14 protein-coding genes are annotated in these 15,184 nt (G+C 62.2%); 5 read left to right on the top strand and 9 right to left on the bottom strand.

Going from position 1 to position 15,184, the window contains the following annotated elements:
- Nucleotides 1-66 precede the first annotated feature (66 nt).
- The 7 genes from G3T16_RS08095 to G3T16_RS08065 all read right to left on the bottom strand — a co-directional run bounded on the left by G3T16_RS08095 (nucleotide 67) and on the right by G3T16_RS08065 (nucleotide 6,293).
- Nucleotides 67-774: an SCO family protein gene (locus G3T16_RS08095; protein ID WP_163494606.1), complete on the bottom strand. Its 708-nt coding sequence runs from the start codon at nucleotides 772-774 to the stop codon at nucleotides 67-69.
- A 14-nt stretch (nucleotides 775-788) separates the two neighbouring features.
- The gene (locus tag G3T16_RS08090; protein ID WP_163494605.1) at nucleotides 789-1,118 is read right to left on the bottom strand and encodes a cytochrome C oxidase subunit IV family protein; all 330 of its coding nucleotides are present in this window, start codon (nucleotides 1,116-1,118) and stop codon (nucleotides 789-791) included.
- Between the two features lie 10 nt (nucleotides 1,119-1,128).
- The gene (locus G3T16_RS08085; RefSeq protein WP_163494604.1) at nucleotides 1,129-1,809 is read right to left on the bottom strand and encodes a heme-copper oxidase subunit III family protein; all 681 of its coding nucleotides are present in this window, start codon (nucleotides 1,807-1,809) and stop codon (nucleotides 1,129-1,131) included.
- 10 nt (nucleotides 1,810-1,819) lie between these two features.
- Complete coding sequence (locus tag G3T16_RS08080) at nucleotides 1,820-2,497, bottom strand: cytochrome c oxidase subunit 3 (RefSeq protein ID WP_163494603.1); 678 nt, start codon at nucleotides 2,495-2,497, stop codon at nucleotides 1,820-1,822.
- Complete coding sequence (locus tag G3T16_RS08075; protein ID WP_163494602.1) at nucleotides 2,494-4,230, bottom strand: cytochrome c oxidase subunit I; 1,737 nt, start codon at nucleotides 4,228-4,230, stop codon at nucleotides 2,494-2,496. Before G3T16_RS08075 ends, G3T16_RS08080 begins: the two co-directional genes overlap by 4 nt.
- Nucleotides 4,231-4,263: 33 nt before the next feature.
- A complete protein-coding gene (locus tag G3T16_RS08070; protein ID WP_163494601.1) occupies nucleotides 4,264-5,616 on the bottom strand; it encodes a c-type cytochrome in 1,353 nt (450 codons plus the stop codon).
- A gap of 122 nt (nucleotides 5,617-5,738) precedes the next feature.
- Nucleotides 5,739-6,293, bottom strand: a complete 555-nt coding sequence (locus tag G3T16_RS08065) for an NAD/FAD-utilizing enzyme (protein WP_163494600.1) — start codon at nucleotides 6,291-6,293, stop codon at nucleotides 5,739-5,741.
- 691 nt (nucleotides 6,294-6,984) lie between these two features.
- Here G3T16_RS08065 and G3T16_RS08060 point away from each other — a divergent pair.
- The 4 genes from G3T16_RS08060 to G3T16_RS08045 all read left to right on the top strand — a co-directional run bounded on the left by G3T16_RS08060 (nucleotide 6,985) and on the right by G3T16_RS08045 (nucleotide 12,300).
- Nucleotides 6,985-8,265: a serine/threonine-protein kinase gene (locus tag G3T16_RS08060; RefSeq protein ID WP_269473295.1), complete on the top strand. Its 1,281-nt coding sequence runs from the start codon at nucleotides 6,985-6,987 to the stop codon at nucleotides 8,263-8,265.
- A gap of 127 nt (nucleotides 8,266-8,392) precedes the next feature.
- Nucleotides 8,393-9,238, top strand: a complete 846-nt coding sequence (locus tag G3T16_RS08055) for a hypothetical protein (RefSeq protein WP_163494598.1) — start codon at nucleotides 8,393-8,395, stop codon at nucleotides 9,236-9,238.
- A 48-nt stretch (nucleotides 9,239-9,286) separates the two neighbouring features.
- A complete protein-coding gene (locus G3T16_RS08050; RefSeq protein ID WP_163494597.1) occupies nucleotides 9,287-9,808 on the top strand; it encodes a DUF7933 domain-containing protein in 522 nt (173 codons plus the stop codon).
- On the top strand, nucleotides 9,742-12,300 hold the full coding sequence (locus tag G3T16_RS08045) for a DUF7933 domain-containing protein (protein WP_163494596.1): 2,559 nt from the start codon (nucleotides 9,742-9,744) through the stop codon (nucleotides 12,298-12,300). Before G3T16_RS08050 ends, G3T16_RS08045 begins: the two co-directional genes overlap by 67 nt.
- Here G3T16_RS08045 and G3T16_RS08040 read toward each other — a convergent pair.
- Nucleotides 12,263-13,093 (bottom strand): lipase family protein, encoded by an 831-nt coding sequence (locus G3T16_RS08040; RefSeq protein ID WP_163494595.1) that lies wholly within the window; start codon nucleotides 13,091-13,093, stop codon nucleotides 12,263-12,265. The genes G3T16_RS08045 and G3T16_RS08040 overlap by 38 nt on opposite strands.
- Nucleotides 13,094-13,151: 58 nt before the next feature.
- Here G3T16_RS08040 and G3T16_RS08035 point away from each other — a divergent pair, with 58 nt between their 5' ends.
- Entirely contained in the window at nucleotides 13,152-14,741 is a 1,590-nt protein-coding gene (locus tag G3T16_RS08035; RefSeq protein ID WP_163494594.1) for a caspase family protein, read from the top strand.
- Here the strand turns inward: G3T16_RS08035 and G3T16_RS08030 are convergent, their stop codons facing one another.
- Nucleotides 14,742-15,125 (bottom strand): hemerythrin family protein, encoded by a 384-nt coding sequence (locus tag G3T16_RS08030; protein ID WP_163494593.1) that lies wholly within the window; start codon nucleotides 15,123-15,125, stop codon nucleotides 14,742-14,744.
- Nucleotides 15,126-15,184 lie beyond the last annotated feature (59 nt).

Genomic DNA, 15,184 nt, shown 5'->3' with positions numbered 1-15,184 from the left:
GCTTAGCGATGGCGCGGGATTGGAGCTGTGCTTGCAACTGCGGGCAGTCGCTGCAGTGCCGCCAGTTCAGGCATCCTGGCCAGCATTGTTGTTGCCTCGCTGGCGGCGTGCCAGATAGTCGCGCACGGCGGTGTAATCCCGCAGTAGGGTATCCACAGTAAAGCCGGGCACACCGGCACCGGCGCGATCGGGTTCCAGCACTGCCTGCAGCTCTCCCTGCGGGTTGAGCAGCAGCAGGGTGACGCTGTGGCTTACCTGGTAATCACCGTCGTCCAGTTCTGCGCCTGGCGCGGGCTGTAGCTGGGCGAGTATGCCGAGGCTGTGCTCGAAGGCGGCGGGGTCTTGCCGTTCCGGCTCGGTCACGGTCAACCCGATGAAATCCTGATTGAAATAGGAGAGATAGCTGTGCAGCTGGGAGGGTGTGTCGCGGCCGTGATCCACACTGTAGAACAGCACCTGCAGATCCTGGCGGTAAGCCGGTTCCAGCCGGTCCACAAAGCTTGCCAGTTCGCTCAGGGCGCTGGGGCAGACGTCCGGGCAGGTGGTAAAGCCGTAGCTGACCAGGTGCCACTGGCCGCGCAGATCCTCATTGGCAAAAGTGGTGCCGCTGTGGTCGGTGAGTTCGAACTGGTCCAGGGCCCGGGACTCCGACAGCAATACACCCTGGATACGTGGCGGTGGCAGCGGCCGGTAGTACCACAGCAGCGCGGCTACCACTATGATCGTGCCATTGGCGAGCAGAAAGCCGAACAGCATTCTGCGGCGCGGTGACATTGTGGGGCCGCCGGTCATGGATCCAGGTACCGGAAGCGGGTCAGCTCAACATAGTCCCCCTCGATATACATCAGGGCAATCAGCACACCAATCGCGAGCGTGGGCAGCAACAGCGTATATTTCAGGGACAGCCGTTCCCAGCTCAGGTGCATGAAGATAGCCATGATGAAGCCGGCCTTGAGAAACATGAAGATCAGGATCAGTGACCAGCGCAACATTCCCTGAAGCTGGAAATAATCCACCAGGTAGGAGAATGTGCTGAGTACAAACAGCAGCAGCCAGATTTTCAGGTAGATACCGACGGGATGTTGCTGTCCTGTGCCTGTGTCTGCGCTCGTGCTCATGGAGCCTCCTTCACCAGAGATAGAAAAAGGCAAAGATGAAGACCCATACCAGGTCGACAAAGTGCCAGTACAAACCGGTGATTTCGACAATGGCGTAGCCCTTGCGCTCATAGTCTCCCCGGCTCACCTTGCGGGCGACTATCGCAAGGTAGATTACTCCGGCTGACACATGCAGGCCGTGAAAGCCGGTGATCATGAAGAACGCCGAGCCAAACTGGGCGGCCCCCATCGGGTTGGCCCAGGGCCGGACACCCTCCTCTATAAGCTTGGTCCACTCGAAGGCCTGCATGCCGACAAAACTGGCACCCAGCAGCGCCGTCAGCAGCATCAGGATAGCGGTACGGCGTCGGTCGCCCCGGTAGGCGTAATTGACCGCCATCGCCATGGTGCCGCTGCTGGTGATCAGTACAAAGGTCATGATCGCAATCAGCAGCAGCGGCATATGGACGCCGCCAATCTCCAGCGCGAACACTTCGCTGGCGTTGGGCCAGGTCTCGGTCGCGGAGATCCGCACATTCATGTAGCCGGTCAGGAACATGCTGAAGATGAAGGTATCGCTGAGCAGAAAGATCCACATCATCAACTTGCCCCAGGGCATGTCGAAGGTCTGCTTGTCCGCGGCCCAGTCCTGGACCATGCCCCCGACCCCGGGTTCGCTGTAGCTGCTGCTGTCCGATTCGCTGGTATTCATTGTCACCGCCTCAGAATCCGCACAGGGCGGCGAGCATGTTGATGGTTTCGACCCGGCTGGTCAGCAGCGCGAACAGCAGCAGCCACACCACCAGCAGGAAATGCCAGTAGTGGGTACACAGCGCCAGCGGCCCGCTGAGCCGGGTCAGGGCGCCGTCGTACCAGACCCGGAACACCACGTTGGCCAGCACCAGCAGGCCGCCCAGCAAATGCAGGCCGTGGACCGCGGTCAGCAGGTAGAAATAGCTGTTGGCGGGGTTGGTGTTGACGTAGTAGCCCATGCCCTGCAGGTGCCGCCACAGCTCCAGCTGGGCCACCAGGAACAGCACCGCGAAGAACACCGCCATGCTGACGCCGGCGACGGCCCGGTTGATCTGCTCGCGGCGCGCCGACCACAGGCCCCACTGCATGGCCACGCTGCTGGCCGCGAGGATCCCTGTGTTCAGCCACAGGCGGCCGGGGTCGGTGAACGGTTGCCAGGGTTGCCCCGCCAGCGCCTGGAAGTCGGGATACTGGGAGCGCGACAGATAGGTAATGATGAACAGGAAGAACAGCACACTGACGATGCCCATGATGAAGCGCAGCGCGGTGCGCGACGCCAGCAACGGATCCACCGCTACCAGGGCATCGCTGTTTGCCATGGTAGGGTCGAGCCAGGGCTTTTCGCCCAAAGTCTTGAAGAAATTCATCCTTCGGCTCCCTTTTGCTCCGGATGGTTCTGCGGAATGAAATCGGCCTCTGTACCCGGTACGCTGTAGTCGTAGGCCCAGCGGTAGACCCGGGGCAGTTCGGGTCCCCAGTTGCCGTGCCGGGGCGGTACCTCGGGAGTCTGCCATTCCAGACTGGTGGCGCCCCAGGGATTGTGTCCGGCGGGTTTGCCGTTGCGCAGGCTCCAGAACACGTTGTAGAGGAACAGCAGTTGGCTCAGGCCCACGATCAGCGCGGAAATGGTAATGCTGGCGTTGAGGCTCTGGGCCGAGGCTGGAATGAAGTCGGTACCGTCCATCGCGAAGTAGCGCCGCGGCACCCCGAGGAAGCCGAGGTAGTGCATGGGCAGATAGATGGCGTAGGTGCCCAGGAAGGTAAACCAGAAATGCGCCTTGCCCAGGCCGACGTGGAACATGCGGCCGGTGATCAGCGGGTACCAGTGATAGATCGCCGCGAACAGCACCATGATCGGCGATACGCCCATCACCATATGGAAGTGCGCGACCACGAAGTAGGTGTCAGACAGCGGCAGATCGATGGTGACGTTGCCCAGAAACAGGCCGGTAAGGCCGCCGTGGGTAAAGGTGAAGATGAAGCCGATAGCGAACAGCATCGGCACCGTGAGATGGATATTGCCGCGCCACAGGGTCAGCACCCAGTTATACACCTTGATGGCCGTCGGCACCGCGATGATAAGCGTCGTGGTGGCGAAGAAAAAGCCGAAGGCCGGGTGCATGCCACTGACATACATGTGGTGGGCCCAGACCACGAAGCTGAGCCCGCCGATGGCGACAATGGCCCAGACCATCATCCGGTAGCCGAAGATGTTCTTGCGGGCATGCGTGGCGATCACATCCGATACCATGCCGAAGGCCGGCAGCGCCACGATATACACTTCCGGATGGCCAAAAAACCAGAACAGGTGCTGGAACAGGATCGGGCTGCCGCCGGTGTAGTCCAGGGTTTCGCCCAGGGACAATAGCGCCGGCATGAAGAAGCTGGTGCCGATCACCTTGTCGAGCATCATCATGATGGCGCTGACCAGCAGCGCGGGAAATGCCAGCAGCCCCAGTACAGTGGCGGTGAAGATGCCCCAGATGGTCAGTGGCATGCGCATCAGGGTCATGCCGTGGGTGCGTGCCTGCAACACTGTGGTGACATAGTTCAGACCGCCCATCGTGAAGGCGATGATGAAAATCGCCAGCGAGGCCAGCATCAGGATGATGCCCCAGTCATAACCGGGGGTGCCCTGCAGGATCGCCTGCGGTGGATACAGCGTCCAGCCTGCGCCGGTGGGCCCGCCGGGCACAAAGAAGCTCGCCAGCAGCACGATAACCGACAGCAGATAGGTCCAGTAGCTGAGCATGTTCAGGTAGGGGAAGACCATGTCCCGGGCACCGATCATCAGCGGAATCAGGTAGTTGCCGAAGCCGCCCAGCAACAGGGCGGTGAGCAGATAGATGACCATGATCATGCCGTGCATGGTGACGAACTGCAGGTAGGAACTGGGGTCGATGAAGTCGAAGGTGTCCGGGAAACCCAGCTGCAGGCGCATCAGGCCGGACAGCACCAGCGCCACCAGGCCGACAAACACAGCGGTGAGGCTGTACTGGATGGCGATCACCTTGTGGTCCTGGCTCCAGATATAACGGGTAATGAACGAATGCGGGTCGTGCAGTTCCGGTGTCTGGTCAGCGATTGCAGCGTGTTGCATGCCTGTCCCCTCTGTTCCTCTCGGTCCTCGTCCTCACAGGGAGTTCAGGTATGAGAGCAAGTCATCAATGGATTTCTCGTTTTGCAGTGAGCGCGACATCATCACCATCTGGTGGCCCAGGCTGTCCTGCTCGTGAGTGCCGCGGATGCCCTGGCGGAAATTGGCCAGCTGCTGTTTCAGATACCAGTCCTGCTGCCCGGCCAGGCGCGGGGCCTGCAATGCGTCGTTGCCCTGGGCGCGTGCACCGTGGCAGGCGCCGCAGCTGTTAAAATGCGAGGCACCCCGGCGGGGGTTGCCGCTTATCGTCGCCTCGACCTCCTGTTCAGGCAGGTTGGCAATATAAGCCGAGACGTCGCGTACACTGGCTTCACTGGTCAGTACGTTGGCCATGGGTGCCATTTGCTGGCCGTAGGTGTCGTCCTCATGGGCACCGCGTATTCCCTGCTGGTAGTACTCCAACTGGCGCTTGATGTAGGCGGCCGACAGGCCCGCCAGCCGGGGCGCGTTCATCGCCTTGTTGCCCTCACCCTGCGCGCCGTGGCAGCTGGCGCAGACTGCATACTGGGCTTCGCCTGCCACAGGATCCCCTTTCGGTACACCCTGCAGCTCACTCCAGGTCGACTGCTGTGCCAGCCAGCTGTCGAATTGTTCCTGCTCGTCCACAATAACCGCACCGCGCATGGCGTAGTGGGCGATCCCGCACAGCTCCATGCACATTACGTCGAAGCGGCCGGTGCGCGTGGGTGTGAACCAGACGTAGCTGACCGAGCCCGGCACCATGTCCATCTTCACCCGGAACTGGGGCACCGCAAAGTTGTGCAGTACATCCCGGGAGCGCAGCAGCACCTTGACCGGACGATCCAGCGGCAGATGCAGATCGGCGCTGCGCACCAGGATATCGTCGGCGCCGGCAGGGTCGTTGGGGCTGATACCGAAGGGGTTGTCCGGCGAAGTGAAGCGTGAGTCCACCTCGCCCAGTTGCATGTCCTCACCCGGGAAGCGGTAACTCCACTGCCACTGTTCTCCCAGCACCTCGACCACATCCGCCTCGTCCGGCACCCTGGTAAAGTCAGCCCAGACTGCCAGCCCCGGGGCCAGCATCGCCACAACGCCCACCGTGGTGAGACCGGTCAGCCAGATCTCCAGGGATTTGTTTTCCGGCTCGTATTTTGCTCGGCGGGAACTTTTGTGGCGGTAACGATACACCGCGTAGGCGAGGAACAGATTGACGGCGACGAAGACGAAGCCGGTGATGTACAGGGTGATGTCGACAGTGGTGTCGACGGTGCCCCAGTTGGAAGCCAGCGGTGTGAACCACCAGGGGCTCCACCAGTGGAACAGCAGTGAACCGACCACCAGCAAAACCAATACAACCACCAGCTTCATGTCACCTCCTAGCATGCTCGGCCGGGACTGGACGCCCCCTTGGTGGGGGTGTCGCCAGGCTGTCATTTTTGATTATTCTGGTATCAAACCCGGGCGCCAGTGCGTCCCAGAGTCTGGTTTCACTAGGGCGCCGTCTTCATGAAATCGTCAAACCGCTGTCTCGCTCCCAGAAACCATCCCGGTGCCGCTGGCCCTTCGCCGGCGGGTGTCAGTTTGGAATGCGATCCGGCCACCCGGTGCAGTATCTCTTCCTGGTCCTTGCGTACGTCGACAAACAACACGTGCCTGCCTGCGCGCAGGTCTTCCTGGAAGCGTTTGAAATCACTGTGGGGTTCCTGGATGCCTATCAGGCCGCCCTCCCAAGTACAAAAGCCGAGGATCACGATCGCCAGAAAAAGCGGGGGTACCCAGGTGATGGTTTCGGGGATGCCGGTAGCCCAGGCCGCACCGAGTACAATAGCGGCGCCCACGACTCCTATTACCGCGCCGCGTTCGGTGCCGTGGACGACATCCTTGCGCAATACAGCCTCCACATCATTCAGATGGTGAGCCTGGACGCCGGCGTCATCCTCGCTCAGCACATGTATCTGCGGTGTGGAAACGCCGGCCTTCTCAAGATCCTGCTCTACCAATTCCAGGTCGTCCAAATCTTCACTGAGGAAAAAATGACGCTTCATTATTGTAATTCTCCCGTCTGGTTCTATTCCCTTTACAGGTGGGCCGGGTTGGCAGTGATGCCCCGCTCGCCCGTAAAAACCTCGCGTTGGACCAGAGCACGACAGCGCTGCCAGTGGTGGCGGGCGCATTCGAATCCCGGTCGAAAAAGAGTATAGCATCGAGGCCCGGTCGCACCAGACAGCGTTTCAGTGATGCCTGTTTTTAAGTCCATATGGAATTATTGGCGCAGTGGTTTAGTTACAATTGGTAATTAAAACAGTACAAAATTCAGGCGCTGCACGCGCTGAAATTGAGTTTGGCGTTTTGGAAACTGATTTGTAAGATTATTTTGTTTTTAAAAGAAATTTTGTTAGTAGCTGATGAACTATAGCCCTCTGCATCAATCAGTTCGGAGTGCCGCCGGTCGCGGCAGCAGCGTGTGGCGATATTTTCCCTCGAATTATCTGCGTTAGAGGTTAGGATAGCAGCTGGCAGGGGGGTGCTGCGGCAGATTTGCCGTACCTTCCCTCAGGGAAATCAAAAGAACAGGGGGAGCTGACCACCGATGTCGAAATTACGCGACGAGCCGCGCGTGCCCGAAAATGACGCCGACCAGACCGTTCCGATTGAGCCGGGGCTTGAAACCGCTGCGGAACTTCCCACGGTCCTGCTGGATGACGATGCGACGGTTATCAACACCCATCCCGGCGAATCGCCGCTGACCGGGCGCGGCTATGTGCCCCATTCCAGCAACCTGGTGAAGGACCGTTTCGTGCTGGAGGCGCGGCTGGGCAAGGGGGGATGGGGCAGGTCTACCGGGCCCGCGACCTGCGCAAGGAGGAGGCGCAGGACGACAACCCCTGGGTGGCGATCAAGTTTCTGGGCGAGGAGTTCAGCCGCCATCCCAAGGCCCTGATCAGCCTGCAGCGCGAAGCCAAGAAATCCCAGCAGCTGGCCCACCCCAATGTGCTGACTGTCTACGACTTCGACCGCGATGGCGACCGAGTCTACATGACGATGGAGCTGCTGCAGGGCGCACCTCTGTCGGGCTGGCAGTCACTGGAGTTCGCCGAGGGCAAGGCCCCGACGATTGACGAGCTGGTGATACAGATGGCCAGCGGGCTGGCCTATGCCCACGAACACGGTGTTGTGCATTCGGATTTCAAGCCGGACAACATTTTTGTAACCACCGAGGGACGGGTCAAGATACTGGACTTCGGTATCGCCCGCATCATGGACTCGGCGGTTGCCAAGGACAGCTTCGATGCCGGTGAGCTCGGAGCCTTGACCCTGCGCTATGCGTCGCTGGAGATGCTGCGGCGGGACAGTGATCCCCACCCGGCGGACGATGTCTATGCGCTCGGGCTGATTGCCTACCAGCTGTATACCGGCGTGCATCCCTACGGCGGGCGCACGGCAGAGGAGGCCTTCCAGCAGGAACTGAAGCCGCAGCCGATCAAGGGCATCAAACGCCACCAGTGGCGCGCCATTGCGGGGGCGCTGCAACTGCAACGGTCCCAGCGAACGGCCTCGGCGGACCAGTTCCTGAAGGCCTTTTCCGGTGCCAGCCGTCGCAATCGCATGCTCAGCGCCGCCGTGCTGGTGCTGGCGCTGGTGTCGGGTTACTTCGCCTGGGAGGCCAGCAAGCCGGAGGGGCCCGCGGTGCCCTTTGCGCAGTTGCCGGTGCAGACCCAGAATCAGTTCCGCGAGCATATCGACAAGGGTCGTCAGTCGGCCGCGATTCAGGACTGGGATGGCGCCTCGCGCTACTTCATCGCCGCCTATGCGCTGCATCCGCGCAACTCCGAGGCGAAGGAGGGGCTGGATATGCTGGTGCAGCACCTGGCAGAGGTTGCTCCCACCGTTAGCTCGCCGCGGCAGCAGGGCTATCTGCTGAAGATCATGGATGCCTATGCCGACGAAAACGAATACCTGGCCAACAACCCGGAGCTGACCCGCACACGGACCCTGCTGCGCGAGCAATTGAACTGAGCCGATTTCTGTTTTCTTTGCAACCCAGGGCAGTCAGGCGTAGTGTCGACAACTCTCTGAACAGGGGCGGGGCCGTGCACGGTCGGCATGCCCCTGTAGCTTCCCTACCTCAACAAGGTCCAGACTCATGATCAAATACGCTGCCGGCCTGGCAATGGCGCTGATATCTTCCGCGGCGCTCGCCGATGACGTGACCGCCGATGATCTGATCGTCCAGGGCAGTTTCTGCGTCGGCTTTGACTGCGTCAGCAACGCGGCTTTCGGCTTCGATACCATTTTACTGCGGGAAAACAACACCCGGATCCGCTTTGACGATACCAGTACCAGCGGGTCCTTTCCCAAGACCGACTGGCAGCTCACCGCCAACGACAGTGCCAATGGCGGCCGCGAACGGTTTTCCATTGAGGATGTCAGCGAGAACCTGGAGATTTTCACGATCACAGGGGGCGCCCCGGCGTATTCCCTGTATGTGGGTGACAGCGGCGACGTCGGTATCGGCACGGACGCGCCGCAGCGGGCCCTGCATGTCCGCAAGGACAACAGCCCGACCCTGCGGCTGGAACAGAGCGGGGATGGCGGTTTTACCCCGGCCACCTGGGATATCCGGGCCGATGACGGCGCCCTGCATGTAGCCCTGAACGGCATCCAGCGCCTGAGTCTCGATGCGGATGGCAACCTGACCGTGAGTGGCAGCGTCACCACCACCGGGGTCACCGAGGCCGAGGTGCCGGATTACGTGTTTGCGGACAATTATCCGTTGATGCCGCTGCGGGAGCTGGGCAATTTTGTCAGCCGCAACCGGCATCTGCCCGAGGTGCCATCTGCAGGCATCATTGCGCGCGATGGCATGGACCTGTCCGACCTGCAGTTGCGGTTGCTGCGCAAGGTAGAGGAGTTGACGCTGTACACCCTGCAGCAGCAGAAACAGATCGAAAGTCTGCAGGAGCAGTTGCACGCCGGCCGGAGACAATAACACCATGAAGCAGATTCCCAGCGGTCGTCCGTGGCGCCGGGGGGCTGTATGGCTCTGCTGGCCGCCGGCGTCCTGGCCAGCGGTGGCGCCACGGCGGATCTGAACGCCGGCTTCACGCCGGCCATTATTCAATTGGGCGCTGCTGCAAGGCTCGACTATACCATCGTTGCCGACGGCGAAGTCGGCCGACGTGGCTTGGGCTTCAGCGCCGAGCTGCCCGCCGGGCTGGCGCTGGCCGACCCAGCCCTGAACCAGATCTCCTGTCCCGGTTTTGTCGAGGCGCCGGCAGGCGGCGATACCCTGGTGATTTCCGAGCTATCGCTGGCCGCGGGTCAGAGTTGCCAGATCAGTGTCCATGTGGAAGCCCTGGCGGCGGGCAACTACAGTGTCACCAGCAGTGAGCTCAGCGGTGCCGGGGCGCCCGATCCGCCGGCGACCGCGGAGCTGCAGGTGGTGGTCAATCAGGCCCTGCTCGGCATCACCTATTCGCAGGCCAGTGCCCGTTGGGGGACAGGCTGCGGCTCAGCTATGAGCTGGACAACACCGCGGGCGGCTTTCTTTTTAACGTAAGCCTCGGCGATACATTGCCGTCCGGCTGGACCCTCCATGATCCGGTGAACCTGGCCAACAGTTGCGGGGGTGCGGTCACTGCCGGGCCGGGCCAGCGACAGATAATGGGTGCGAGTATGTTTGTGGCGGCAGGGAGCCGCTGTAGCGTGGCGCTGGATGTGGTGGCGGGCAGTGTCGGTCGCCAGCCGCATGCGGCCATTCTCGGCGGTGCCAGCCAGGGTTATGCGCTGGCTGCGGTCGAGGTGGCCGCCGATGCTGTGCACCTGACTCAGGGCTTCGATACTGTAGCGGTACCGGGCGCAACGGTAGAGGTGCACTACCGGATTGCCAACACCACCAGAATGGCTGCCAACAATCTGGTTTTCAGCCATGATCTCGATGCGGTGCTCCCCGGCCTGACGGCCATAGGCACTCCCCGGGCCGGTATCTGCGGGACGGGTTCCAGCGTCAGCGGCGGTTCGACCCTCAGTTTTTCAGGCGGAAGTCTGGCGGGGGGTGAAGTCTGTGAGTTTGAACTGATTTTGCACATTCCCGCCGCTGCCGCTACCGGCAGCTACGCCTCCGCCACTGGTATCCTCAGCGGTACACGCGAGGGTATGGCCTACAGTGGCAGCGGGCCTGCCACCGCGACGCTGGATGTCTCCCAGCAGCCGTTGCTGGAGAAAGCGATTGACCGGGAGGTGGCCACCAATGGCGATACGCTGACTACCTTTTATACTCTCAGCAACAGCAGCGCCGACGACAGTTTGCAGGGTTTCACATTTATCGACAGCTACGCTTCGATTACGACCCAGGCACCCGTCGCTGTACCCGCAGCCGGCAGCTGTGGTGCGGGGTCCAGCTTTGGCGCTGTCCAGCTGTCGGGCGTGTGGGAGATTCGCGGATCCGGCCTTTCCCTGGCTGCTGGCGATCAGTGCAGTTTCGAGGTCAGCTGGGTGTTGGCCTCTACTCCCGGCCAGGTGGGATCCCGGATCGCCAGTGGCGCCGGCACAGTGGCGGGAGATCCGGTAACGGTGCGTGAGGCAACTGCTTCGGTGCTGGTGTTGCCGACGCCACAGACCCAGCTGTCTCTGTCCCCTGAAGCCGCGACTGCCGGCAGCGATACCGCGCTGCGGGTCGCGGTCGGGGGCGATCTCGGCGGGCGGCGCGACGGCGCCGCCGGCCTGTCCAGTCTGAGTTGGGAGCTTGATCTGGGGGACGCCCCGCTCGAAGTCCTGGGCGCGCTGCCGCGGGCCGGTATCTGCGGCAGCGGCTCCAGCCTGACGCTCGACGCGGGCGTACTGAACCTGACTAACGCGGTGGTTCCGGAGGGTGGGCGCTGTGAACTGGAGCTGGACCTGCGGCTGGCGGCACTGGCTGACGCGGGGGTCTATTCACTCAACCTGCAGGATATCGTCGCTACCGCAGAAGGCACCGGGGTGACAGGCAGGGCGCAGCAGGTTGACCTGCTGGTAGATGGTCTGGCTCTGAAACTGCAGTTTTCATCCCTGCCGGCGGCCCCGGGTGAGCAGCTGGAAATCGATTTCATACTGGAAAACCCAGGCACGGTTACCACGATCAGCGATATCAGTCTGGTCGCCGATCTGGCGGACGGAATTCCCGGGGTGACTGTCTCCGCAGTCAGCAGTAGTGATGCCGCCTGCCTGGTAATCAACAACCCCGGCGGTAGTCAGGTGGTGGCGGATATTGCGGAACTGTCCGCAGGCGATAGCTGCACCGGCACGGCCAGTATTGAGCTGCCGCCGGGTATTGCCGCTGGTGACTATCCGGTGCGCGCCAGCATCCAGGCGCGCTATGGTGCCGGTGTCCTGCAGCCGGTGGCGGTCGCGCCGCGTTACCTCGCGGTGGTTGAGCCCGGTACGCCACGCGATGTCACTCCGCTGGCGCTGCCGGAGTCCGACCCTGACGGGGATTCAATCGCCACCGCGGTGGAGCAAAGTATTGGTGACGGTAACCTGGACGGTATCCCCGATGCCCTGCAAGACAATGTCGCCTCGCTGCTCAACGTGGATGGCCAGCCATTGTCGATAGCGGTGAGCGGTGCGGTGGTGGTCAGCGCGATGCAAAGCCTGCCTGCTCCAGCGGACGGGCCCCCGGGGATAGAGTTCCCCTTTGGTCTTGTCAGCTTTGTACTGTCGAACGTGCCCAGTCAGAGTACCCAGCAGGTGCAGGTGTATCTGCCGCACGAACCAGCCATCAATAGCTACTGGAAGCAAAACCGGGCGGGAGAATGGGTGAATATTGCGAGCAGCGTGGCGCATCTGGCGAACCAGAACCGTACCCTGATCACGTTGACACTGGTCGAGGATGGCTCGCTGGATATTGAGTCACCCAACAATCCGAACACTATTACCGATCCGGGCGGCCCCGGAATTATCCCGCCAGCCCAGTCGATTCCGGTACTGGCACCGGTACTGGTACTGCTGTTGGCGGGACTGCTGGCCTCGGTGGGAGTCAATTACCGACGAAGGTCAGCAGTCCGTCCAGAATAGCAGGCCAGTCGCGCACCCAGCAGCAGCGGTGGTCGAAATCGTCGAAGCGCTGGTAATGTGCCCCGGGCTGGCGCTGGCGGAAGCTGGCGGTGGTGCTCGCCGGTACCACCGGGTCGAGGCCGCCCGCCAGGTGAAACTGGCGAAACGGCGGCACCGGAGGCAGTACAGTGGCTGGGTTGAGCGAATCCGACAGCGGCAGATGGCCGTGATATCCGGTCCAGTGCTGGATATCGAGATTGCTGGCCACCGTGATCACGGCTACCGGCAGCGCATTCGGGGCGCTGGTGGCGGTAAGCCGGTCCGCCAGCAACAGTGCCAGGACGCCACCGCCGCTGTAGCCGATCAGTACCAGGCTGGATGGCTGGCGCTGCACCAGCAATTGCCGCATCGCCGCCAGCATTGCGTCCACCACCTGCGCCGAATAGCGGCCTGAGGTCCACAGTGCCGGCTCGCAGTTGGCCGGCAGCGTCGCCAGGTAGTAGCAGGGACGGCCCAGCAAGATACCCGGCGCCGGATCGCGCAGCATCAGCTCCAGGGCCAGTGCAGTGTGACCGGTGGGGTTGGGGGATACCTGCCGGCCACGCCACGGCCGGCCATCGCCGGGAATGTACAGGTGCAGCGGCTGACCCGCGCCGGGATCGGCCCCGCTCAGTGCCGGCAGGGTAAAGCCGGGGGTATCCAGCAGTTGCAGGTCCAGCTGGTGTCGCGCGGCGAGTGAATGCGCATCCGGCAGGCCGCTACAGGCAGCCAGCAGCGCGAGAATCGCCAGAATCAGCAGTCTGTGGTTGTTCACTGCGCCCGGATGCACTATGTTCAGCGCTTTGGCAATAACAACAGAGCTATGGGGTGTCATGAATAATACTGTACTCGTTCCCGGAAGCGCGGGCCTTCGCCGGTGGTCTGCAGGCTGTATCGCGCTGGCTGCCATGGTGCTGGCCGGTGGCTGCGCCAGCCCTGCCGGATCAATTGCCGTGCCCGAGGAGGCCAAGGTTGCAGACCTGTACATTGTAGACTGCCTGCTGCCAGGGCAGGTACGGCAGCTGGGGAACTCCACCTACCTGACCCCGCGCCGCCCCACCCGCACCACAGCCCAGGATTGTCGCATACGCGGCGGCGAGTACGTAGCCTTTGACCGCGCCGACTACAAGACTGCCCTGAAGGTCTGGTTGCCGGCTGCGGAAGCGGGCGACGCCGAGGCGCAGAATTCCGTGGGCGAGATCTTCGAGCGCGGTCTGGGCACTGAGCCCAATTATGTTGTGGCCGCGATGTGGTTTGAGCGCGCCGCCCGCCAGGGTCACAAAGGCGCTCAGTTCAACCTGGGCACCCTGTACGAAGCCGGTAACGGGGTCCCGCAGGACAAGGCCGAGGCACTGAACTGGTATCGTCAGGCCTGGGGGCTGTCCGCCGATAGTCTGGTGTACAAGTCCGACGCGGAAAAGGCATTGCTGGAAAAGGCCGAGGAGAACCTGAGCCTGCAACAGGAAAACCTGAGCCTGGCCGCGCAGATGGAGCGTACCCGCGCAGAGCGGGACAGGGCCCGGGCGGAGGCGGCCTCCAAGCCGGCCGCGCCTTCCTCACCGGCGGCGCCGGCGTCCCCTCCAGCCCCCCCGTCGCCCGCGCCGGAGCCGCTGCAGGCAGGTGGCCAGATCAGCATTGGCGGTGAGAGTGCGGCGCCGGGCGCGGAAATCTCCAAAAATGGCCGCAACTACGGCCGCTACTATGCGCTGGTGATCGGCAACGGCAACTACCAGTACATGGATGATCTGGCCACGCCGGTGGCGGATGTGGACAAGATAGCCACGCTGCTGGACGACAAGTACGGGTTTGCGGTGCAGGTGCTGAAGAACACCAGTGATGCCGGCGTGCTGCGGGCGCTGAATCAGCTCAACGGTGTGCTGAAAGAAGATGACAACCTGTTGATCTACTATGCCGGCTACGGCAACCGTCGCCCGGTGGGTGCCTACGAGGCCGGTTACTGGCTGCCGGTCAACGCCGAGCCGCCGCCCGACGACACTTTCTGGGTGCCCACCGAGCAGGTCAGCAGTCATCTGGCACGACTGCCGGCGAGGCGGATCATGGTGGTGACTGATTCCGCCTTCGCCGGCCTGTTGGCTGACAACCCGGCGTTCCTACTGGCAACCGGTCGTGAGAGCCTGCTCAGCGATGCCTATATCGGTCTTCGCTTTCCCAACAAGTCGCGTTTGCTGCTGACCTCGGGCCAGGACTACCCGCTGGCCAGTGCGCGAGACAGCAGTGTTTCCGTATTTGCCGAAGCCTTCATCACAGCACTGCAAAACAACGAGTCGGTTATCACCGCCCCTGCGCTGTTCCTGAGCATGCTGGATGAACTGGACGAAAGCCTGCCCGGCCTGGATCCGGAGTTCAAGGCGATCAAGCGCGCCGGCGACGAGATAGGAGAATTCTTCTTTGTGGCACGTTAGTTACTTGACGTCGGTGGACAGGATAAAAGCCTCCAGCTTCTTGTCCACGCCAAACACGTGCCGCTGCAGCCATTCGCGCAGGAAGGTGGCCACTGCCGCCCGGAATTTCGGGTCGTCGGCTCCCCCTTCCAGCAGGCTAGCAATCTCCTCCCGGAAACGGTCGTGTGACTGCGTGTGGGCCTCCCGGTCCGGGTACTCCAGCACACACATGTAGTGTTCTTCCAGGCGGAAGTGGATCTCCGTGTAGTCGTGCAGGCGCCGCAGGACCTCGTCTCCGGAATCGGTCTCGGCTAGCAGGTCGAGGATCTCGAACAGCACCTGGTGCTGGGCGTCCTGCCAGAGGATGTCGCTGGTGCGCTTGATCATCCACAGAGTGTAGTTCATGCCTGCCCACATGCCCACTGCCGCCAACACCAGCTGATCTGTGGTATAACAGAAAACAA

The organism is Kineobactrum salinum (genome assembly GCF_010669285.1).
Classification (GTDB): domain Bacteria; phylum Pseudomonadota; class Gammaproteobacteria; order Pseudomonadales; family Halieaceae; genus Kineobactrum; species Kineobactrum salinum.
Note: the sequence above shows the minus strand (reverse complement) of the source record. Positions and strands in the feature narration are given on the sequence as shown.

Coding starts and splice junctions, on each gene's coding strand:
- G3T16_RS08095 (WP_163494606.1), bottom strand. CDS start 774: ATGTCACCGCGCCGCAGAATGCTGTTCGGCTTTCTGCTCGCCAATGGC.
- G3T16_RS08090 (WP_163494605.1), bottom strand. CDS start 1,118: ATGAGCACGAGCGCAGACACAGGCACAGGACAGCAACATCCCGTCGGT.
- G3T16_RS08085 (WP_163494604.1), bottom strand. CDS start 1,809: ATGAATACCAGCGAATCGGACAGCAGCAGCTACAGCGAACCCGGGGTC.
- G3T16_RS08080 (WP_163494603.1), bottom strand. CDS start 2,497: ATGAATTTCTTCAAGACTTTGGGCGAAAAGCCCTGGCTCGACCCTACC.
- G3T16_RS08075 (WP_163494602.1), bottom strand. CDS start 4,230: ATGCAACACGCTGCAATCGCTGACCAGACACCGGAACTGCACGACCCG.
- G3T16_RS08070 (WP_163494601.1), bottom strand. CDS start 5,616: ATGAAGCTGGTGGTTGTATTGGTTTTGCTGGTGGTCGGTTCACTGCTG.
- G3T16_RS08065 (WP_163494600.1), bottom strand. CDS start 6,293: ATGAAGCGTCATTTTTTCCTCAGTGAAGATTTGGACGACCTGGAATTG.
- G3T16_RS08055 (WP_163494598.1), top strand. CDS start 8,393: ATGATCAAATACGCTGCCGGCCTGGCAATGGCGCTGATATCTTCCGCG.
- G3T16_RS08050 (WP_163494597.1), top strand. CDS start 9,287: ATGGCTCTGCTGGCCGCCGGCGTCCTGGCCAGCGGTGGCGCCACGGCG.
- G3T16_RS08035 (WP_163494594.1), top strand. CDS start 13,152: ATGAATAATACTGTACTCGTTCCCGGAAGCGCGGGCCTTCGCCGGTGG.
- G3T16_RS08030 (WP_163494593.1), bottom strand. CDS start 15,125: ATGAACTACACTCTGTGGATGATCAAGCGCACCAGCGACATCCTCTGG.